Genomic DNA, 21,337 nt, shown 5'->3' on the forward strand with positions numbered 1-21,337 from the left:
GGTCAGCATGCCGGCAGTGGAACCGGCAGCAGGACTGGCAGTGGAACCGGGAGGAGGACCGGCAGCAGAACCGGCGCTGCGGCCCAGCTTCCATCCCGAGGCGCTCACGGGCAGGATCGCGCTGCTCACCGGCGGCGGTACCGGAATCGGACGGGCCACGGCTCTTTCGATGGCACGCACCGGAGCCAAAGTGGTGTTGGCGGGACGGCGCGAGGCGCTGCTGAAGGAAACTGCGGAGCTGGTCCGCCAGGCTGGCGGTGAGGCCCGGATAGTGGCCGGCGACATCCGGGAACCGGAGCAGGTGACGGAGCTGGTCGATCAGGCGCTGGCCGCGTTCGGCCGGATCGACATTCTGGTCAACAACGCCGGCGGGCAGTTCCAGGCCCCCGCCGAGGAGATCAGCGTGAACGGCTGGCGGGCCGTCCACCGGCTGTCCGTGGAGGCAGTCTGGAACGTCACCCGGGAGGTGGCCACGCGCAGCATGATTCCGAACCGGAGCGGTCTGGTGGTTTTCATGGCCTTCTCGCCGCGCCGGGGCATTCCCGGCATGGTGCACGCGACCGCGGCCCGCGCCGCCGTCGAAAATCTGGCGTCCGGGCTGGCTCTGGAATGGAGCCGCTACGGCATCCGCTCCGTGGCAGTGGCTCCGGGCAGCATCGTCAGCGAAGGCCTTGACCAATATGCTGCCGAGGCGCGGCGCGAGTGGGAACAAGGTGTCCCGCTCGGCCGGCTTGGCCAGCCGGAGGACGTCGCGGACGTCATTACCTTCCTGGCCACCGACGCCGCACGCTATATCACCGGTACCACCATAACCATTGACGGCGGGGCCGATGCCTGGGGGACCGGGCGCCCCGTCCCAGCAAAGGAGCTCTGATGACGATTACCCTGGACGCAACCAGCCGGTCCGGCCCTGCCGCCGGCAGTCTGGCTGCTCTCTTTTCGCCCAACGCCGTTGCCATCATCGGAGCCAGTGACGACACGCGCAAGTACGGCAACTGGATTGCGGTTCAGGCGCTGAAGGGCGACAGACCCGTCCATCTGGTAAACCGCACCCGGGCGACCGTCCTGGGTAGAGCTGCGGTGCGCAGCGCTGTCTCAGTCGGCAGTCCGATTGACCTGGCCGTCATCGCCGTCCCGGCTGCCGGCTTTGAGGAAGCCGTTGACGACGCGCTCGCCGCCGGAGCCCGTGCCATCGTGGGCATCAGCGCGGGACTCGGTGAGGCCGGGGAGGAAGGCCGCCGGCTGGAGGAGCGGATTACGGCGAAGGTGCGGGCGGCCGGAGCCCGGATGCTGGGGCCCAACTGCCTCGGCGTGCTGGACCATGGCAGCGGACTGACCCTGGCCTCCAATGAATTCCCGGTGGGCAGCATCGGGGTGATTTCGCAGAGCGGCAATATGGCGCTGGAACTGGCCACGTTACTGGTGGACCATGGCCTGGGTGTCTCACGCTTCGCCAGCCTCGGAAATCAGGCGGACCTGGACGCCGCGGATCTGATCGAAGCCTACGCCGGGCATGAGGGGACGGCCGCGATAGCGGTCTACTGCGAGGATTTCCATGACGGGCGGCGCTTCGCCCGGGCGGCTGAGCGGGCCGCGGAGGCCGGTAAACCGGTGGTGCTGCTGACCGTAGGGGCCACCGATGCTTCGGTCCGAAATGCCAAGTCCCACACCGGCGCCATGGTGTCCTCCGGCATCGTGGTGGACGCGGCCTGCCGGGCCGCAGGCATTGAACAGGTTTCATCTCCGGCGCAGATGGCCCACCTGCTGCAGGCACTGGTGCGCAGCCGGGTGCCCCGCGGCAGCCGGACGGCCGTGTTCGCCGACGGCGGCGGCCAAGCCTCGGTGGCCAGTGACTGCGCCGCGGCGCAGGGCCTGGAAGTTGCCGAGTTTCCCGCGGAGCTGCAGGCGGCGGTGGCCGCCGAGCTGCCCGCAACGGCGGCCGTGAGCAACCCGGTGGATGTTGCCGGTGGCGGCGAGCAGGACATCATGTGTTTCCCCCGCGTGCTGGAGCAATTGACGGCGAGCCCGGCTGTGGATGCCACCCTGATGAGCGGCTATTTTGGCGGCTACGGCAGCTACGGCCCGGAACTTGCGGCCAGGGAGATCGAGGCCGCGCGTGCCATGGCCGCTTCGACGGCGGCCTGCGGCGGCACCGTGGTGGTGCAGACGATGAACTGGCAGTCGGCCGGTGCCGACGCGCTGCGGGAAGGCGGGGTTCCCGTTTACCGCGGCATTGAGGAAGCCGCTTGGGTGCTGGGCCGGCTGGCACGGCGTCAGGCGGAGCCGGCTACCGGGATTCCGCTGCTGCCGGCCGCAGCAACACCGGTGCGGGACACCGGCTACTACCCGTCGCGGGCACTGCTCGCCGGCGCGGGAATTCCTTTTATTCCGGCCGCCGAGGTGTCCACCGAGGAGGAGCTGCTCGGCGCTGCGGCCGGATTGAGCTACCCCCTGGTGCTCAAGGCTTTGGGCGATGACCACAAGTCCGACCGCGGCGGCGTCATCCTCAATATAGCGGACGAGCCCGGACTCCTGACCGCGTGGCGTGACGTCACGGCACGGCTCGCGCCGCCGGCGTGCTCCGTTGAACAAATGGCTGATCTGTCCGGCGCCGTCGAACTGCTGGTCGGCATCCGCCGCGACCCACGCTTCGGCCCGATCGTGCTGGTCGGCTTGGGAGGGGTGTTCGCGGAAATCCTGCGCGATGTCCGGTGCGCGCTCGGCCCGGTATCAGTGCCACAGGCCCGGGACCTGCTGCTCTCGCTGCGCGGGGCGGCCCTGCTGACCGGCGCCCGCGGCCGGGCCCCGGTGGATCTGGACGCCGCGGCCGACGTCGTCGCCCGGCTTTCGGAGCTGGCCGCCGCGCACCCGGAGATCGCCGAAATCGAGTGCAATCCCGTTGCCGCGATGCCCGGCGGCGCCCTGGCCTTGGACGCACGCATCGTCCTCGGCTGATTCCACCCGGACACCCCCTCCGGCAGCACGCCGGCCATTTATTCCCATTAGTACCCACCCTCAGAGAAAGCGGACCCATGGACTTCCAGATGACCCCACGCCAGATCGAGCTGAAGCAGCGCGCCGCCGCGTGGACCAACGAAATGATGCAGTATGAACTCGACTGCGAAATGAATAACGGGCTCTCCGATGACCAGCACGCCAAGGTCAAGCAGCTGATCCTCAATCACGGACTGGCCGCCATCAACATGCCCGAGGAATGGGGCGGGGCCGGGCTGAACGTACTGGAGCACGCGATAGTTTCCGAAGAGGTCGGCAAGCTGACCGGGGCGCTCTGGGACACCATGTGGCGCCCGGCCAACGCTTTGAAGGCCTGCACCCCGGCGCAGCGCGAGGAATACCTGATCCCGGAAATCCGCGGTGAACGGCGCGACGCCGTGGCGATTACCGAACCCGAGGCGGGTTCGGATCCACAGAACATCCGAACCACCGCTGTCAAGGACGGGGATTCGTACCTGATCAACGGGGAAAAGCTGTTCGTGACCATCGGAGATGTGGCTGACTTCATTCTGCTGCTGGCCAGCGTGGACGGTGCTCCGACGATGTTCCTGGTCGACAAGAACCTGCCCGGCGTCTCGGTCAAGAGGGTGCCCCGCTACACCCACACCTTCGTCTATGAGCACCCCGAATTCATCTTTGAGGACGTGCGCGTTGGTGCGGACAAGATCCTCGGCGCGATAGGCCAAGGCTATGAGCTGACCCGGGACTGGTTTGTGGAGGAGCGCCTGATGATCGCGGCCCGTACCATCGGAGCCGCGGAGCGGGCCACCCTGCTGGCCGCGGAGTGGGCCAAGGAGCGCGTACAGTTCGGCAAGCCGATCATCGATTTCCAGCTGATCCAGAACATGCTGGCCAAGAACACCGTGGACATCATGACCAACCGGGTGCTGACGTACCAGGTGGCATGGGAGGCGGACCAGGGCATGGACCGCAAGCTGCTCAACGCCAAGGCCGCCGTCATCAAGCTCGGGGCCTCGGAAGCATCCAATCGCTGCGTGGACAATGCCCTGCAGATCTTCGGCGGACGCGGCTACATGCGGGAAAATCCGGTCGAACGGCTGTGGCGGGAATTGCGTGTGGACCGGATCTGGGAGGGCACCTCGGAGATCCAGACCATCATTATCGGCAACGAAATCAACAAGCGCGGAGCCGAGGGCCTGCTCAGGTACGCTGGAGCCGTGCCGCAGTGACCCAGCCGCACCCCACCGAGCTGTACGGCGAGGAGCCGGCGGAGCCGCTGGTCCAGGTGCAGGACCACGGCAAAGTGGTGGTCCTGCAGCTGAACCGACCGGCCAAAATGAATGCCCTCTCCACCGCCTTGGAGCAGGCGCTGTTGGACCTGCTGCGGACACCGGCTGTCGCCTCCGCCGGGGCCATCGTGTTCACCGGTTCCGCGCGGGCCTTCTCCGCCGGAGCCGATACGTCGGAGCTGCCGGACATGACGCCGGAGCGGATCGCGGCTTATTACCGGGGCAGCGGCTCGCTGTATGACGTCGTCTCCCGGCTGCCGCAGGCCACCGTCGCCGCAGTGTCCGGCTACTGTCTGGGCGCCGGGTTCGAGCTGGCGCTGGCCTGCGACGTCCGGATTGCCGACGAATCGGCCCGGTTCGGCCTGCCTGAGGTGGGGCTGGGCATCCTGCCCAGCTCCGGTGGCCTGACCCGGCTGGTCCGTGCCGTTGGTCCGGCCATCACGAGGGAAATCATTCTCTTCGGTGAACGGTTCCCGGCCGCAGAGGCACACCGGCTCGGATTGGTCCGTGAGGTTGTCCCGGCCGGCGAGGCCCTTGCCGTGGCTTTGGAACGCGCGGCCTTCCTGGCCGGGCAGCCCGCCATGGCCCTGGCCTGGACCAAGGCCGCCATCGACGCCGCCGTCGAATCCTCCGCCGCATCATCGCTGCTCATAGAGCAACTGGCCTATGCCGCGCTTAACCGCGTCGACGGCGAGTGCTGCTGAGGCGCAGGGTGGAAAGCGAATGTCGGGGCGCAGGAGCGGCCGCGGCTTTTACGAGTACGAATGAGAGGAACGGCATGGAGATTCTGCAGGAAGAGGTCGCACCCGCCGTGCTGCAGCAGGGCTTTGATCCGCTTGGCCCGACCGTGCGCAGCACCGTCGTTGGCTCCGGCCGTACCGTCAATTTCATCGATGAGGGACGGCCAGACTGGCAGCCCTTGCTTTTTCTAGGCGGAGCGGGAACCACCGTACGGGCGTTCCGGCTGATGGAGTTCGCTCGGTCATTCCGGGAGCAGCTGCGGATTCGGATCATTTCCGTAGAGCGCAACGGGCTCGGACAAACGCCCTTCGATCCCGCCGTCGGCTTCGTCGAATATGGGGCGGACGTCTGGTCGCTGTTGGATTCGCTGGACATCGGGCCGGTCTCTGTCGTCGCCATTTCCGGTGGCGGCCCCTACGCTGCCTGGTTTGCAGCCGAATGGCCGGAACGGGTGAGATCGCTCCATCTGGCCTGTGCCTACGCGGAGAATGGCGATGCCGGGGCGGTACCCTTCAACGCAGAGAAGATCGCGGAGGATCCGGCGGATTGGTGGCGTTTTCCTGCGAACAGCCCGGTTCACCGAGTTCCAGGTTTCGATGACTCGGTGATTGAAGAAGCAACCCGAGGAGTCTTCGCCCGGGGCAGGGATGTGTCTCCGCAAGGTCTGAGCCAGGCCTTTGAGCTGTGCGGGAACACGCCGCTGCCTGATCTGAGCCGCGTGGACGCGCCCGTTTTTACCTACTGGGGCAGCGCGGATCCGGCAGTTCCATTGGCCCAGCTGGAGCGCTGGCGGGCGGCGCTTCCCAACGTCGTGAAGAATCGGATCTATCAGCATGAGGGACATGACGTGCAGTATCGGCACTGGGACCAGATCCTGGCCGATGTGGCATTTCTCGGCGCCCGGGTGGTCGTCAGCGTGTCCGGCAAAACGCTGTTGGCTGCACCGGAACACGCCGCGGACATGCTGGCAGCAGGCGGAGAGGTTGGGTTGGCAGCGTGGGCGCAGACGGGACCACCGCCGCTCAGATAAGTTCCCAGCTCACCGTGACGGCTGCCTCGACGGTCGACTCCCCAGCCTCCAGCGGAATTGCCTCCGTGTTCAGTGCGCGCGCCATAACGGGCACAGGGGACGGCCCGACGGCGGCCGGTTCACCTTCGGTGATGATGAGCACTAGGCCGATGGCGCGGCCGGCCAGGGCGGCAAAATGTTCCGCCTTCGATGCGGCATCAGCCCAGGCCAGTTCTCGCGCCCGCGCCGCGGCCTGCGCGGAATCGGACACGGATGGCTGCAGGCCGTTCAGGCGCACGTCATTGCCGCCGGCTTCCACCGTGGCCACGATGACGTCCTGGGCACTTTGGTCTCGGGCGTTTGTCCGGTAGTCGAGCCGTACCGCGAAGGAGCTGCTGACCAGGTAACCGCTGACAACGTTCCCTGCGCCCTCCTGCCAGTTCGTTTCGGCGCGGACATTCAGCGCGCTGCTGGTGGTATCGTCCGCCGCAACGCCCAACGACTGCAGCCGCCGCAGGATGGCCTGCACAGCGGTCGCCGCACCGGCGTAGGCAGCCGGCACCGTGTCCCGCCGGGTTTCGATGCCGATGCTGATTGTCAGCTTGTCGGGAACCTGGCTGCAGGCCCCGCGTCCGGTCACGGTCACCTGTGGAGCGCCGTCGTCCGCAGGTACGGGCGGGGACTGCTGTTGGTTCGGGATCATCGGACTACCTCGGTTTCTGTGCCGCGGAAACGGTCGATGGTGGGGTGGCGCTGGTAGCCTCCGGCGTCCAGCCCAGCCTGGCGTTCAAACGGGTTGCGGCTGCCCGGCTCCCCAGTGCGGCAGAGCGACCAGAGGGCGCCGAGACCGTAAAGCGGGAGGAAGGGCAGACCGAGGCAGCAGGCATATTGGGTGCAGTGCCGCGCCTCGTGTCCCAGCAGCCGAGGCTGGGCGTCAATGAAGCAGCGGTTAGCGCGATAGAACACCACGTTGCCGACGGTAAACGCGCCCGCGGTCGGCAAGAGGGGCCGGTAACCGGTGGCGAAGACCAAGCCGTCGGGTCCGGGCTGCAGCTGTGCCCGCGTGAGCCGGGCCAGCAATATGCCCAGCGGCGTAGACAAGTTAAGCAGGTTCACCGCCATCCGCAGCCGCTGCCAGCCGGTCATGGTTGCAGTCCGCCCATTATAGTTACAGTCCACCCATCATGGTTACATCGTAGCCGGGTCGCGGATCTGTCCGTAGCTGGTGCTCCCGGCCGCGATTCGGCTCCGCCCCGGTTCAAGGCTCCGCTCCGGGTTCAACTAGACTGGGCGGGGCGGGAAACCGACCCGCCACCCTGTCCTGACGAGCTTAGGTAACAACAGTAGATGTCTGACAAAACCGAGAAATCCGCCCCAGCAGCAGACGCCGCGGTACCCGAAACGGTACCGGCATTGGTCCCGGAAGCGGTACCGGAGGCGGTCCTTGGCGCGCAGGCCGCACCCGACCCGACCGACGAAGCGTCCATAACTGCCGCCGTCGGGCAGGCGGTTGCCGCCTTCGCCGCCGCCGCCACGCTGGACGGGCTCAAGGCCGCGCGGCTGGCGCACACGGGGGAAAAGTCCCCGCTGAGCCTGGCCAACCGCGGCATCGGCTCGCTGGCCAAGGAGCAGAAGGCAGCGGCCGGCAAGCTGATGGGCGCGTCGCGCGGCCAGGTCAATAAGGCGCTCGCGGCCCGGACCGCCGAGCTGGAGGCCGAAGACGCCGCGCGGATCCTGGTCGAGGAAACCGTCGACGTCACGGCGGCAGCGCGCCGCCGTCGTGCCGGCGCACGGCACCCGCTTTCCACGCTGCAGGAGCGCGTGAGCGACATCTTTGTGGGCATGGGCTGGGAAATCGCGGAAGGGCCGGAGCTGGAGAGCGAGTGGTTCAACTTTGACGCGCTGAACTTCAAGCCGGACCACCCGGCGCGCGAAATGCAGGACACCTTATTCGTGGAGCCTCCGGAGGCTCATCTGGTGCTGCGCACACACACCTCCCCGGTGCAGGTGCGGTCCATGCTGGAACGGGAGCTGCCCATTTACGTGTTGTGCCCGGGTAAAGTGTTCCGCACCGACGAGCTCGATGCGACGCACACCCCGGTGTTCCACCAGTTCGAGGGCCTGGCGATCGACAAGGACCTTTCCATGGCGGATCTGGTGGGCACACTGGAGCATTTCACCCGCCAGCTCTTCGGCGATGAGGCGAAGGTCCGGCTGCGTCCAAACTTCTTTCCGTTCACCGAACCGTCCGCGGAACTGGACATCTGGCATCCCGGTGCCAAGGGCGGCCCGCGTTGGATTGAATGGGGCGGCTGCGGGATGGTCAATCCGAACGTGCTCCGCGCGGCCGGTATTGATCCACAGACTTATTCAGGTTTTGCCTTTGGCATGGGCATTGAACGTGCCCTGATGTTCCGCAATGAGGTCGGCGATATGCGGGACATGATCGAGGGCGATGTACGTTTCAGCGAGCACTTCGGGATGGAGATCTAGGCATGAGAATCCCACTTTCCTGGCTGCGCGGGTTTGCGCAGGTACCGGCGGACGCGACTGCCGAAGATGTGATGGCCGAACTGGTCAAAGTCGGTTTTGAGGAAGAGGGTGTGCACCGCCCGGGCGATGAAATCAGCGGCCCGATTGTCGTCGGCCAGGTGCTCTCGCTCGAGGCGGAGCCGCAGACCAACGGCAAGACCATCAACTGGTGCGAGGTCCGCGTTGTCCCCGAAGGCCTGACCCAGACCCTGACAGGCGACGGCGTTGATCCGTCGGGCGTGCAGGGCATCGTCTGCGGCGCCCACAACTTCGAGGTTGGGGACAAGGTGGTGGTCACCCTCCCCGGCGCCGTGCTGCCCGGAGACTTCAGAATCGCGCCCCGGACAACCTATGGGCACGTCTCTGCCGGCATGATTGCCTCGGTGCGTGAGCTGGGCATCGGCGAGGACCACGACGGTATCCTGGTGCTGAGCACTCTGGGCCTGGACCCCGAGATCGGCACGGACGCCCTCGAACTGCTCGGCCTCCATGACGAGGCCGCCGAAATCAACGTGACGCCGGACCGCGGCTATGTGCTCAGCATCCGCGGCGTGGCCCGTGAATTCGCGCACGCCACCGGCACCGCCTTCCTCGATCCGGCGGCACAGATATCTGTCACACGTTCCAGCGGCGCCGGTTATCCGGTGCGGCTCGAGGATGCGGCCCCCATCTACGGCAAGCCCGGCTGCGACCGTTTTGTAGCACGGACGGTCCACGGAATTAACCCGACCGCGCCAACACCGGCCTGGATGTCCGCCCGTCTGCGCCTGGCGGGCATGCGGTCCATCTCGCTGCCGGTCGACATTTCAAACTATGTGATGTTTGAACTAGGCCAACCGACCCATTGCTACGACGCCGACAAACTGGCCGACGGCATCGTGGTTCGGCGCGCAACCCCGGGGGAGACTCTGCGGACCCTCGACGGCAAGGTGCGCACCCTCGACCCGGAGGACCTGCTCATTACTGACGGTGCGGGCCCGATCGGCATCGCCGGTCTCATGGGCGGTGCCTCCACCGAGTGTTCCGACGCCACCGTCAACGTCCTGGTCGAGGCCGCCCACTTCGACGAGGTGAGCGTCGCGCGCTCCCGCCGCCGTCACAAACTGCCATCCGAGGCGTCCAAGCGCTTCGAACGCGGCGTCGACTGGCAGATGGCCGACAAGGCCGCGCAGCGTGTCATCGATCTGCTCGTGGAACTGGCCGGCGGCACCGAGGACACCACCGTGACCGACGTCGGCACCGAGCCCGCGGCGGTCACGATCACGCTGCCGTCCGGCTTTGCCTCCGCCCTGATCGGCATCGACTTCACCGATGGCCAGATCGTCACGGCGCTCACCGATGTGGGCGGCACGGTGGAAAAGATCGACGGCGGCTACCGGGTCACCGCCCCTAGCTGGCGCCACGACCTGGAAACGCCGGAAGACCTGACCGAGGAAATAGCGCGGCTGGTCGGCTACGACAAGATTCCCGCCACGCTCCCGGTGGCCCCGCCAGGCCGCGGCCTCTCGCGCCCACAGCAGCTCCGCCGTCGTGCACTGCAGGCTTTGGCCGACGCCGGCCTGACCGAAGTCCTGGCCTACCCTTTCATTTCCAAGGAAGACAACGACACGTTCGGTGTGGCCGACGCCGGGGCTGAGCGTTCCGCCATCAAGCTGGCAAACCCGTTGAGCGAGGAAAACGGCTACCTGCGGACCTCGATCCTGCCGGGGCTGATCGAGGTGGCCAAGCGCAACCATTCCCGCGGCTTCCGCGACGTGGCCCTGTTTGAGGCCGGGTTGGTGTTCCTCCCGGACGGAACGCAGGGCACCGAAAGCATTCCGCCGCTGGGCCTGTTGCCTTCCGAGGACGTGTTGGCCGCGCTCTATGATGGGGTGCCGGAGCAGCCGCTGCACATCGGCGCCGTACTGACGGGCAAGGATTCCCCGCTGGCCGCGGGTCACTCCGGGCGGGCCTGGGACTATGCCGACGCCCTGGATTTTGTTCGCCTCATCGGCGCTGTCCTCGGCGTCGAGGTGGTGATCAGCCAGGGTTTGCACCAGGCGTTCCACCCCGGGCGCACCGCGGTGCTGACACTGCGCAGCGGGGATGTTGTCGGCTACGCCGGTGAGCTCCATCCGAAGCTGTTGGCGGAGCTGGATATGCCTGCCCGCTCGGTGGCGCTGGAACTGGACGCCGACCAGCTGTTCGAGGCCGCGCCGGACGTCATTGTGGCCAAGCACATCTCCACCTTTCCGATCGCCACCCAGGATGTTGCCCTCGTGGTTCCGGCCCGGATTCCGGCCGAAGACGTGCTGGCGGCACTGCGCGAGGGGGCCGGGGAACTGCTCGAAGATGTAGCGCTGTTCGATGACTACCGCGGAACCGGGATCGGCGAGGACCGGAAGTCCTTGGCCTTCGGGCTGCGGTTCCGGGCCGATGACAGGACGCTGACAGCGGACGAAGCCACCGCGGCCCGGGAAGCGGCCGTTGCGGTTGCCGCCGAACGGTTCGGAGCAGTCCTGAGGGGCTAGCGCCGCGCCCTTTTCCCCATCGGTGTAGCTCTTCGCGCCCATGTTTTACTGCTGGGACCTGGGTGCGAAGTGCTACACCCATCGGGATCGATGGGCGCAAGGTGACGGAGACTAAGGCACGAGCAGAACTTTGCCGGTGGTTTTGCGGGCCTGCAGATCGGTGTGTGCCTGTGCTGCCTCGGCCAGCGGATAGCGTGCACCGATCCGCACCTCCAGTTTCCCGGTGGCGGCGGCCGTGAAAACCTCCTGGGACCGCCAGCGGCGTTCCTGCGGATTCTGCAGGAAGTCTCCCAGCTTCGGCCGGGTGATGCTCAGTGAGCCGCCCGCGTTAAGCCGCTGCAGATCAAACGGCGGCACCGGACCGGACGCGGCTCCGTAGAGCACCAGCGTGCCGCGCAGCCGCAGCGCTTTAAGCGAGCCGTCAAACGTATTCTTTCCGACGCCGTCGTACACGACATCAACACCGGTTCCGTCGGTGATTGCGCGCACCCGCTCGGGAAAGCCGTCATAGCGCAACACCTCGTCCGCCCCGGCCCCGCGTGCCAGCGCTTCCTTTTCGTCGGTGGAGACGGTGCTGATCACCCGTGCGCCGCGGTCCTTGAGCAGCTGAATGAGCAGCAGCCCGACGCCGCCGGCACCGGCATGGGTCAGCACCGTCTGCCCTGGCTCCACATGGTAGGAGGAGTTGATCAGGTAATGCGCCGTCATGCCCTGCAGCGGCAGTGCGGCAGCTACGTCGTCGGACACTCCATCGGGAACCTGAAGCGCCTTCGCGGCTTCGACGACGGTGAACTCGGCATAGGTTGACCGGCCCTCCGCGGTGGCGACGCGTTGCCCGACGGCGAAGTCCTCCACGCCGTCCCCTACCGCGACGATGCTGCCCGCAGCTTCAGAACCTGGGGTATACGGCAGATCAATGGCGTAGTGGCCGCTGCGCTGGTATGTCTCGATGAAATTCACCCCGCTGGCGGCCACCTTGATCAGCAGTTCACCGGGTCCGGCCAGCGGCATCGGGACGTCGGCTGCCCGCAGGACATCGGGACCACCGGTCTCCGTGACGACAATCGCTTTCATGTTCTCGCTCATGAGATGGCTCCATTTGCTCAGCTGGATATGCGGATGGGTCTCATCTCCATGCTAGGACCTGCCGCAAACCTCCCGTCCCAACTGGGTCGCATTTATGGCACTCAAATCGTCTTTTGGGTGCCATATCTGCGACTCAGTTGGAGGAGGTGCCGCGAAATATGCATAATTATCGGTGGCTATGAATAAATCTGCTGTATGCTGGGTCCATGACGATCTCTGTAGCGGTGTCGGGAGCCAGCGGTTATGCCGGGGGAGAGGTGCTGCGCCTGTTGGCGGGCCATCCGGAGGTGACGATCGGCGCCATCACAGCGCACAGCAACGCCGGCGCGCGTCTGGGCGAACTCCAGCCGCACCTGCATTCTCTCGCGGACCGGCTGCTGGAGGAGACCACTGTCGACAACCTGGCAGGCCACGATGTGGTGTTCCTGGCCCTGCCGCATGGTGCGTCTGCGGAGATCGCCCGCCAGCTGCCTGCGGACACCCTGGTGATTGACGCCGGCGCCGACCATCGGCTCGAGGATCCGGCGGCCTGGGAGAAGTTTTACGGCTCCGCCCACGCCGGCACCTGGCCGTACGGGCTGCCCGAACTGCCCGGGCACCGGGAAAGGCTGCGGAATGCCCGGCGGATCGCCGTCCCGGGCTGTTACCCGACCAGCGCGCTGCTGGCGCTGGCCCCCGGTTTCGCGGCAGGCGCCCTGATGCCCGACGACGTCGTCATCGTTTCGGCGTCCGGAACCTCGGGTGCCGGCAAGACCGCTAAGGTCAACCTCATCGGCTCCGAGGTCATGGGCTCGATGAGCCCCTACGGCGTGGGCGGCGGCCACCGGCACACGCCGGAGATCGAACAGGGCCTCTCCGCCGCCGCCGGAACTGCCGTCACCGTGTCCTTTACACCCACGCTGGCGCCGATGAGCCGCGGGATCCTGGCCACGGCCACGGCCAAGGTCGTCCCGCGGATGCGCGCCAGCATCGGTCAAGGCAGCATCGGTCAAGGCAGCGCCGGTCAAGGCAGCGCCGGTCAAGGCAGCATCGGAGGAACCGGTGCCGAAGAAGACAGCGCATATAAAGCCGGCGCAGGCAACGCTGCCGAAGCGGAACTGCGGCAGATCTGGCTGGATGCCTACGAGGACGAGCCGTTTGTCCACGTTCTGCCGCCCGGTCAATGGCCCTCCACCAAGTCCGTCCAAGGGTCCAACCACGTGGCGCTGCAGATTGCCTTCGACGCGCATGCCGGCCGCGTGATTGTCTGCTGCGCCATCGACAATCTGACCAAGGGCACCGCCGGCGGCGCGGTGCAGTCCATGAACATTGCCCTCGGCCTGGACGAAACGACAGGCCTGACCTTCCAAGGAGTAGCACCATGAGCGTGACAACCGCCGCAGGATTCCGGGCCGCCGGTGTGACAGCCGGGCTGAAGGTCTCCGGAAGGTCCGATCTTGCCCTGGTGGTCAACGACGGGCCGCTAAAGCACGCCGCCGCCGTTTTCACGTCCAATCGGGTGGCCGCAGCCCCCGTGCACTGGTCGCGTCAGGTGCTCGGCGACGGTCGGGTGGATGCGGTGTTGCTCAATTCCGGCGGCGCCAATGCCTGCACGGGCCCGCAGGGCTTCCAGAATACGCACACAACGGCGGAGAAAGTGGCGGACCTGCTGGGCCTGTCCGCCGCTGATGTGGCGGTCTGTTCCACGGGTCTGATCGGCGAGCAGCTGCCGATGGACAAGCTCCTGCCCGGCATCGAAGCCGCTTCGGCGGCATTGAAGGACGACGGCGGCCCGGCGGCGGCCGAGGCGATCATGACCACCGACACGGTGGCCAAGGAGGCTGTCTTTGCCGGGGCCGGCTATTCGATCGGCGGCATGGCCAAGGGCGCAGGCATGCTCGCCCCCGGGCTGGCGACCATGCTGGTGGTGATCAGCACCGACGCCGTCGTCGAACCGAACGGGCTGGACGCGGCCCTGCGCGACGCGGTCCGGGTGAGTTTCAACCGCGCCGATTCGGACGGCTGCATGTCCACCAATGACACGGTGCTGCTGCTGGCCTCCGGCGCGTCCGGGGTTTATCCGGAGATGGCCGAATTCACCGCCGGGCTGACCGGACTGTGCAGGCAGCTGGCCCGTGCGCTGATCGGCGACGCCGAGGGTGCCAGCCACGACATTGCCATTACGGCGATCAACGCCGCCACCGAGCACGATGCCGAACTCGCCGCGCGTGCCGTGGCACGCTCCAACCTGTTCAAAACGGCGATCTTCGGCAACGACCCGAACTGGGGACGCGTACTGTCCGCCGTCGGCACCACGGATGCGGTCTTCGAACCCGATCAGCTCAATGTCGCGATCAACGGCGTGCAGGTCTGCCGCAACGGGATGATCGGGGAGTCCCGGGACCTGGTGGACCTGACGCCGCGGGAAGTGAACGTGGAAATCGATCTGCAGGCCGGAAAGGCCACCGCCACCATCCTGACCAATGACCTCACGCATGAGTATGTTGAAGAAAACAGCGCTTACTCCTCCTGACCCGCGCCGCAGCCACCGGTCCAACCCGTAGAGACCGCATCCGGTTCGGCCACCGAAATTTGACCCACCGAAACATAAGGATCCGTTCATGACATCGGTCGCAGCAGCCCAGGATAAGGCAGCCACCCTGATCGAAGCGCTGCCTTGGATCCAGCGCTTCGCCGGCACCGTCGTCGTCGTTAAATACGGCGGAAACGCCATGATCAACGACGAGCTGCGCCGGGCGTTCGCCGAGGACATCGTCTTCCTGCACCACGTGGGCATCAAGCCGGTGGTGGTGCACGGCGGCGGCCCGCAGATCAACGCGATGCTGGGCCGGCTGGGCATTGAATCGGAGTTCAAGGGCGGGCTGCGAGTCACCACGCCGGAGGCCATGGACGTGGTCCGGATGGTGCTCACGGGACAAGTGGGGCGCGAGCTGGTGGGGCTCATCAACGCCCACGGGCCCTATGCCGTGGGATTGTCCGGGGAGGACGGTGCGCTGCTGCAAGCCGAGCGCACCGGGACCACGGTCGACGGCGAGCACGTCGACCTGGGCCAGGTGGGCGAGGTGGTGGGTGTGAACCCGGGGTCCATCCTGAACCTGCTCGATGCCGGCCGGATCCCGGTCATTTCCACCGTGGCACCGGAGCTCGGGCATGCGGAATCGGTGCTCAACGTCAACGCTGATACCGCCGCGGCCGCGCTGGCGGTGGCGCTGCAGGCCTCCAGGCTGGTGATTCTGACCGATGTGGAAGGCCTTTACGCCCGCTGGCCGGACAAATCGTCGCTGATCTCCGCGATTGGCGCCACCGAGCTGCGCAATCTGCTGCCCGGTCTGGAATCGGGCATGATCCCGAAGATGACCGCCTGCCTGAAGGCGGTCGACGGCGGCGTGCAGCGTGCCGCCGTGGTGGACGGCAGGAGCGCGCATTCCATGCTGCTGGAGCTCATCACGACCGCCGGTAACGGCACCCAGGTTTTTCCGGACGAAGGGGAACCATCATGACAGACGATGCACACGCCACACGCGATGCCGGCACGGCAGGCCCCGGCATGGCAGGCCCCGGCATGGCAAGCCCCGGCATGGCAGGCCCAGTCGGGACAGGCGCCGGCGGGGACGCCTGGCTCGCGCGGTATTCGCACTCCCTGATGGGCGTCTTCGGCACTCCTCAGCGGGTCCTGGTGCGCGGTAACGGGGCGGTGGTTTGGGACGTGGACGGCAATGAATATCTGGACCTGCTGGGCGGCATCGCCGTCAATGCGCTTGGTCACGCCCACCCGTTCGTGACGTCCGTGGTGGCCAGCCAGCTGGCCACACTGGGGCACGTCTCCAACTTCTTCACCAGCCCAACGCAGATCGCCCTGGCCGAGAAGCTGCTCGGGCTCTGCGGTGCACCGGAGGGGTCCAAGGTGTTCTTTGCCAACTCCGGGACGGAGGCCAACGAGGCGGCCTTCAAGCTGGCGCGCGCCCATGGAAAGGCCCATAGTCAGCCGGGGGGTCCCGCACGGAGCGTGATTATTGCCCTCGAAGGGGCCTTCCACGGCCGGACCATGGGTGCACTTGCCATGACCGCCAAGTATGCATACCGCGAACCCTTTGAGCCGATGCCGGCCGGGGTGCTGCACATTCCCTTCAACGACATTGCCGCCCTACGCGACGCCGTCGACGAAACCGTGGCCGCGGTCATCCTCGAACCCATCCAGGGGGAGGCGGGTGTGCGCCCGCTCTCGGCCGAATATCTGCAGGCCGCGCGGGAACTCACCCGCGCCGCTGGAGCCCTGCTGATCCTGGATGAGGTCCAGACCGGCATCGGCCGTACCGGTGAGTGGTTCGCGGGGATCCCGGGAGCTGCCGGGAATGACGGCGGGCCGGGCGCCGACGCGGTGGACCTGCCGGACGCCGTCACCCTGGCCAAGGGCCTGGGCGGGGGGTTCCCGATTGGGGCGCTGATCACCATCGGCACCGGGCCCTCGGAGCTGCTTTCCGCCGGCCAACATGGCACCACGTTCGGCGGCAATCCCGTCGCCACCGCCGCCGCGCTCGCCACCTTGCATGTGATCGAGTCCAGTGATGTGCTCGGCAATGTCCGCCGGGTGGGGGCTGCGCTCGCGGCTGGCCTGGCCGCCATCGAGGGTGTCACCGAGGTCCGGGCGCATGGCCTGCTGATTGGCTTCGATCTCGGACGCCCGATGGCGGCGGAGGTGGTTCGGTTGGCCCTGGACGCCGGCTTCATCATCAACGCGCCCCGCCCCGCGACCATCCGGCTGGCGCCGCCGCTCATTCTGACCGATTCCCAGGTCCGGCGGTTCCTGACCGCGCTGCCCGCCATTCTCGCCGCCGCGGCACGCAGCATCAGCAGCACCGGCATCAGCACTAAGGGAGAACCATCATGACACGCCATTTTCTCGTCGACACGGATCTGTCGCCGGCCGAACAGGGCGAGGTCCTGGCCCTGGCCGCCGCGCTGAAAAAGGAACCCTATTCCCGCAGCACCTTCGCCGGCTCGGGCGCGGGGCGCAAAACCGTCGCCGTGATCTTTGACAAGACCTCCACGCGCACCCGGGTTTCCTTCGCCACCGGCATTGCGGATCTCGGCGGGGTGCCGCTGATCATCGGCGCGGGGGATTCGCAGCTGGGACACAAGGAATCCATCGCCGACACCGCCAAGGTCCTCGAACGGATGGTTGCCGGCATCGTCTGGCGCACTTATGCGCAGTCCGGGCTGGAGGAAATGGCAGCCAATTCCTCGGTGCCGGTGATCAATGCGCTGTCCGATGAGTACCATCCGTGCCAGCTGCTGGCGGATCTGCTCACGATCCAGGAGCACAAAGGAGCACTGCGCGGCCTGACCCTAACCTACCTGGGGGATGCGGCCAACAACATGGCCAATTCCTACCTGCTGGCTTGCGTCACCGCGGGCATGCACGTGCGCATTGCCGGCCCGGAAGGGTACCTGCCCGATTCCGCCGTCGTCGCGGCAGCGGAGGCCCGGGCCGCGGAGACCGGCGGCTCGGTGCTGGTCACCACGGATGCCGCGGCGGCCTGCGCCGGCGCCGACGTGCTGGCCACGGACACTTGGGTTTCGATGGGGCAGGAAGACCAGAAAGCCGCGCGGCAGGAGCTGTTCAAGGACTACGCGCTCGACGACGACGCGCTCGCCAAGGCGGCGCCCGACGCAGTCGTCCTGCACTGCCTGCCCGCGTACCGCGGCTACGAAATCTCCGCCAATGCCATCGACGGGCCGCAGTCCGTGGTCTGGGACGAGGCCGAGAACCGGCTGCACGCGCAGAAGGCGCTGATGGTCTGGCTCGTGGAACAGTCCGCGCGTCAGGACAATGACGCTCCGGTCACCGGGGCGGAGAAGGCCGCAGCCGGCGGGGCGCCGGCCTGATGAGCGCCGCCCCCGCCGGTCCCGCTGCCGGGATGCCGGCCACTAAAACCGCCAGACGGGGCCGCATCGTTGCCCTGCTGACGAGCCGACCCGTGCGGTCACAGGCGGAGCTCGCGGCACTGCTGGCCGATGACGGACTCGTCGTGGGACAGGCAACGCTGTCGCGGGATCTTGTGGAGCTCGGGGCCGTCCGGGTCCGGGGTGAAGGCGGCACCCTGGTGTATGCACTGCCGCGGGAAGGCGGCGACCGAACCCCGCATTCGGCCGTTTCGCAGGAGCTGCTGGACGCTCGGCTGACCAGGCTGTGCGCCGAACTTCTCGTCACGGCCGAGGCGTCGGCGAACATTGTGGTGCTGCGGACCCCACCGGGGGCGGCGAATTTTCTGGCCCTGGCGATCGATCATTCGGTGATGCCCACCGTACTGGGCAGCATCGCCGGCGACGACACGGTAATGCTGATCACCCGTGACCCGCAGGGCGGGGCCGACGTTGCCGGGCGTTTCCTGCAGTTCGCGGCCGAGCCATCGGCGAACTGGTAGCCCGCCAGCGCCGGAGCCTTTAACGTAGTTTCAAGATGAATGACACCCAATTGAGGAGCATGTAGTGACTGACCGCATTGTTTTGGCCTACTCCGGTGGCCTGGATACTTCCGTTGCCATCGGCTGGATCGGCGAAGCCACCGGTGCCGAGGTGATCGCCGTCGCCGTTGACGTCGGGCAGGGCGGTGAATCGCTGGAGACCATCCGCCAGCGCGCCCTCGGCTGTGGCGCCGTTGAGGCCTACGTCGCCGACGCACGCGAGGAATTTGCCGACGATTACTGCGTCCCGACGTTGAAGGCCAACGGCTTGTACCAGGGGCACTACCCGCTGGTGTCTGCCATTTCGCGTCCCGTCATCGTCAAGCACCTGGTCAAGGCCGCCCGTGAATTCGGTGCCACCACCGTGGCCCATGGCTGCACGGGCAAGGGCAATGACCAGGTCCGCTTCGAGGTGGGTATCCAGACCCTGGGCCCGGACCTCAAATGCATCGCGCCCGTCCGCGACCTGGCCCTGACCCGCGACAAGGCGATCGCGTTCGCCGAGGACAAGGGCCTGCCGATCGAGACGACCAAGAAGAACCCGTATTCGATCGATCAGAACGTCTGGGGCCGGGCCGTGGAAACCGGCTACCTGGAAGACATCTGGAACGGTCCCACCAAGGATATTTATGACTACACGGCCACGCCGGAATTCCCGCCGGCACCGGACGAGGTCATCATTTCCTTCGAGCGCGGTGTGCCCGTGGCGGTCGACGGCGTCAAGCTCTCCGCACTGGCGGTCATCCAGGAACTGAACCGCCGCGCCGGTGCGCAGGGCGTGGGCCGGATCGACGTCGTCGAAGACCGGCTGGTGGGCATCAAGAGCCGCGAAATCTACGAAGCCCCCGGCGCCATGGCGCTGATCACCGCGCACAAGCACCTGGAGGACATCACCGTCGAGCGCGAGCAGGCCCGTTTCAAGGCCACCGTGGGCCAGCGCTGGAGCGAACTTGTCTATGACGGCCAGTGGTTTTCCCCGCTGAAGCGTTCCCTGGACACTTTCATCGAGGACACCCAGCGGTACGTCACCGGGGACATCCGAATGACCCTGCATGGCGGCGCGGCTGTGGTGGATGGACGCCGTTCCGGGACCTCGCTGTACGACTTCAACCTCGCGACCTACGACACCGGGGACACCTTCGATCAGTCCCAGGCCAAGGGCTTCATCGAGCTCTGGGGCATGTCCTCCAAGGTCGCGTCCTCCCGCGACCAGCGCGTGGCCGGGCAGTAGCGGTGGTTGACCCGAACCCGTCGGCCGGACAGAGCGAGGGTGGGGAGCGCTCGGGGACCAACACGGGTGCGCTCTGGGGTGCCCGGTTCGCCGGCGCACCGGCGGACGCCCTGGCGGCGCTGAGCAAGTCCACGCACTTTGACTGGCGGCTGGCACTGTACGACATTGCCGGCTCCAAGGCACACGCCCGCGTGCTGCACCAGGCCGGACTGCTCGACGGCGGCGAGCTGGCCGGCATGCTCGACGCACTGTCCGAGCTGGGCGCGGACGTGGAATCCGGGGCCTACACGGCGGCGGAGTCCGACGAGGATGTCCACGGTTCGCTGGAACGCGGACTGATTGCACGCGCAGGGGTCCAGCTGGGCGGCAAACTCCGTGCCGGTCGCTCGCGCAATGACCAGATTGCCACGCTGGGCCGGATGTACCTGCGCGACCATGCGCGGATCGTCGCCGGAGGCGTGCTTTCCGTGGTGGATGCCCTAGTCGGCCAGGCGAAGGCGCACCATGGCGTGGCCATGCCCGGCCGCACCCACCTGCAGCACGCCCAGCCGGTGCTGCTGGGCCATCACCTGCTGGCCCATGCCTGGGCCTTGCTGCGTGACGTCCAGCGACTGCAGGACTGGGACAAGCGCGCGGCAGTGTCGCCCTATGGATCAGGTGCGCTGGCGGGTTCATCGTTGGGCCTGGATCCCAATGCCGTGGCTGCGGAACTGGGCTTTGATTCTGCCACCTGGAATTCGATCGACGGCACCGCCTCCCGCGATGTCTTCGCCGAATTCTCCTGGATTGCCGCCATGATCGGGGTGGATTTGTCCCGGATCAGCGAGGAGGTCATCCTCTGGGCCACCAAGGAATTCTCCTTCGTCGCCCTCGACGATTCCTATTCAACCGGCTCCTCGATCATGCCGCAGAAGAAGAATCCGGACGTCGCCGAGCTGGCCCGGGGCAAGGCCGGCCGGCTGATCGGTGATCTGACCGGGCTGCTCGCCACGCTCAAGGGCCTGCCGCTGGCCTACAACCGGGACCTGCAGGAGGATAAGGAACCGGTCTTCGACGCGGCGGATACCCTCGAACTGCTGCTGCCGGCCGTCTCCGGCATGATCGCCACCCTGGTGTTCAACACCGAGCGGATGCAGTCCTTGGCTCCGCAGGGGTTCGCCCTGGCCACTGACATCGCGGAATGGCTAGTCCGCCAGGGCGTGCCGTTCCGGGAAGCTCACGAGCTGTCCGGGTCGGCGGTCAAACTGGCGGAGGCCCGCGGTGTCGAGCTGTGGGATCTGACTGACGGGGAGTACGCCGGGATTTCGGCGCAGCTCACTCCCGAGGTGCGCACCGTCCTGAGCACGGAAGGGTCGCTGAACAGCCGCAGCGCGCAAGGCGGCACGGCGCCGTCGGCCGTCCTTGCCCAGCTCGATGCCCTCCAGCTCCAGCTCGCTCAGGCGCGTACCTTCCTACACCGATGAACGTTTGGCGGTGGTGGTTGCGGTTTGCTGGCGGGC

Annotated in this window: 17 protein-coding genes and 1 pseudogene; 15 read left to right on the forward strand and 3 right to left on the reverse strand. The window is 67.0% G+C overall.

Features of this window, described 5'->3' with window-relative positions:
- The first annotated feature begins 7 nt into the window (after positions 1 to 7).
- The 5 genes from ACLLJI_RS05575 to ACLLJI_RS05595 all read left to right on the forward strand — a co-directional run bounded on the left by ACLLJI_RS05575 (position 8) and on the right by ACLLJI_RS05595 (position 6,036).
- Complete coding sequence (locus tag ACLLJI_RS05575) at positions 8 to 874, forward strand: SDR family NAD(P)-dependent oxidoreductase (RefSeq protein ID WP_434618911.1); 867 nt, start codon at positions 8 to 10, stop codon at positions 872 to 874.
- Positions 874 to 2,955, forward strand: coding sequence for an acetate--CoA ligase family protein (locus tag ACLLJI_RS05580; RefSeq protein ID WP_434618914.1), 2,082 nt, complete (start codon positions 874 to 876; stop codon positions 2,953 to 2,955). Before ACLLJI_RS05575 ends, ACLLJI_RS05580 begins: the two co-directional genes overlap by 1 nt.
- 89 nt (positions 2,956 to 3,044) lie before the next feature.
- The gene (locus tag ACLLJI_RS05585) at positions 3,045 to 4,205 is read left to right on the forward strand and encodes an acyl-CoA dehydrogenase family protein (RefSeq protein ID WP_283561198.1); all 1,161 of its coding nucleotides are present in this window, start codon (positions 3,045 to 3,047) and stop codon (positions 4,203 to 4,205) included.
- Positions 4,202 to 4,969: an enoyl-CoA hydratase/isomerase family protein gene (locus ACLLJI_RS05590; protein ID WP_434618917.1), complete on the forward strand. Its 768-nt coding sequence runs from the start codon at positions 4,202 to 4,204 to the stop codon at positions 4,967 to 4,969. The genes ACLLJI_RS05585 and ACLLJI_RS05590 overlap by 4 nt, the downstream gene beginning before the upstream one ends.
- A 74-nt stretch (positions 4,970 to 5,043) precedes the next feature.
- Entirely contained in the window at positions 5,044 to 6,036 is a 993-nt protein-coding gene (locus ACLLJI_RS05595; RefSeq protein ID WP_434618920.1) for an alpha/beta fold hydrolase, read from the forward strand.
- Here the strand turns inward: ACLLJI_RS05595 and ACLLJI_RS05600 are convergent.
- Both ACLLJI_RS05600 and ACLLJI_RS05605 read right to left on the reverse strand, forming a co-directional pair.
- Positions 6,029 to 6,718 (reverse strand): SIMPL domain-containing protein, encoded by a 690-nt coding sequence (locus tag ACLLJI_RS05600; protein ID WP_434618923.1) that lies wholly within the window; start codon positions 6,716 to 6,718, stop codon positions 6,029 to 6,031. The genes ACLLJI_RS05595 and ACLLJI_RS05600 overlap by 8 nt on opposite strands.
- Complete coding sequence (locus ACLLJI_RS05605; RefSeq protein WP_434618926.1) at positions 6,715 to 7,161, reverse strand: hypothetical protein; 447 nt, start codon at positions 7,159 to 7,161, stop codon at positions 6,715 to 6,717. Before ACLLJI_RS05605 ends, ACLLJI_RS05600 begins: the two co-directional genes overlap by 4 nt.
- Before the next feature lie 201 nt (positions 7,162 to 7,362).
- Between ACLLJI_RS05605 and pheS the strand changes: the two genes are divergently transcribed.
- The gene (pheS, locus tag ACLLJI_RS05610; protein ID WP_434618929.1) at positions 7,363 to 8,508 is read left to right on the forward strand and encodes a phenylalanine--tRNA ligase subunit alpha; all 1,146 of its coding nucleotides are present in this window, start codon (positions 7,363 to 7,365) and stop codon (positions 8,506 to 8,508) included.
- A gap of 2 nt (positions 8,509 to 8,510) precedes the next feature.
- Positions 8,511 to 11,057, forward strand: a complete 2,547-nt coding sequence (pheT, locus tag ACLLJI_RS05615; RefSeq protein ID WP_434618932.1) for a phenylalanine--tRNA ligase subunit beta — start codon at positions 8,511 to 8,513, stop codon at positions 11,055 to 11,057.
- 111 nt (positions 11,058 to 11,168) lie between these two features.
- On the opposite strand, the gene ACLLJI_RS05620 is transcribed toward pheT, so the two are convergent.
- Entirely contained in the window at positions 11,169 to 12,143 is a 975-nt protein-coding gene (locus tag ACLLJI_RS05620; protein ID WP_434618935.1) for a quinone oxidoreductase family protein, read from the reverse strand.
- 206 nt (positions 12,144 to 12,349) lie between these two features.
- Between ACLLJI_RS05620 and argC the strand changes: the two are divergent.
- The 8 genes and pseudogenes from argC to argH form a co-directional block, all read left to right on the forward strand.
- Positions 12,350 to 13,396 (forward strand): annotated as a pseudogene (argC, locus tag ACLLJI_RS05625) (N-acetyl-gamma-glutamyl-phosphate reductase); the annotation flags it as partial.
- 107 nt (positions 13,397 to 13,503) lie between these two features.
- Entirely contained in the window at positions 13,504 to 14,655 is a 1,152-nt protein-coding gene (argJ, locus tag ACLLJI_RS05630; RefSeq protein ID WP_434618938.1) for a bifunctional glutamate N-acetyltransferase/amino-acid acetyltransferase ArgJ, read from the forward strand.
- An 88-nt stretch (positions 14,656 to 14,743) separates the two neighbouring features.
- Positions 14,744 to 15,643: an acetylglutamate kinase gene (gene argB, locus ACLLJI_RS05635; protein ID WP_283561188.1), complete on the forward strand. Its 900-nt coding sequence runs from the start codon at positions 14,744 to 14,746 to the stop codon at positions 15,641 to 15,643.
- Positions 15,644 to 15,690: 47 nt separating this feature from the next.
- Complete coding sequence (locus ACLLJI_RS05640) at positions 15,691 to 17,031, forward strand: acetylornithine transaminase (RefSeq protein ID WP_434621256.1); 1,341 nt, start codon at positions 15,691 to 15,693, stop codon at positions 17,029 to 17,031.
- A complete protein-coding gene (argF, locus tag ACLLJI_RS05645; protein WP_434618941.1) occupies positions 17,028 to 18,029 on the forward strand; it encodes an ornithine carbamoyltransferase in 1,002 nt (333 codons plus the stop codon). The genes ACLLJI_RS05640 and argF overlap by 4 nt, the downstream gene beginning before the upstream one ends.
- Positions 18,029 to 18,568, forward strand: a complete 540-nt coding sequence (locus ACLLJI_RS05650) for an arginine repressor (RefSeq protein ID WP_434618944.1) — start codon at positions 18,029 to 18,031, stop codon at positions 18,566 to 18,568. Before argF ends, ACLLJI_RS05650 begins: the two co-directional genes overlap by 1 nt.
- 64 nt (positions 18,569 to 18,632) lie before the next feature.
- On the forward strand, positions 18,633 to 19,838 hold the full coding sequence (locus ACLLJI_RS05655; RefSeq protein ID WP_283561185.1) for an argininosuccinate synthase: 1,206 nt from the start codon (positions 18,633 to 18,635) through the stop codon (positions 19,836 to 19,838).
- Positions 19,839 to 19,840: 2 nt separating this feature from the next.
- Entirely contained in the window at positions 19,841 to 21,301 is a 1,461-nt protein-coding gene (gene argH, locus ACLLJI_RS05660) for an argininosuccinate lyase (protein WP_434618947.1), read from the forward strand.
- Positions 21,302 to 21,337: the final 36 nt, after the last annotated feature.

Origin of the sequence: Arthrobacter sp. A5 (assembly GCF_051131705.1) — a bacterium.
GTDB lineage: Bacteria > Actinomycetota > Actinomycetes > Actinomycetales > Micrococcaceae > Arthrobacter_M.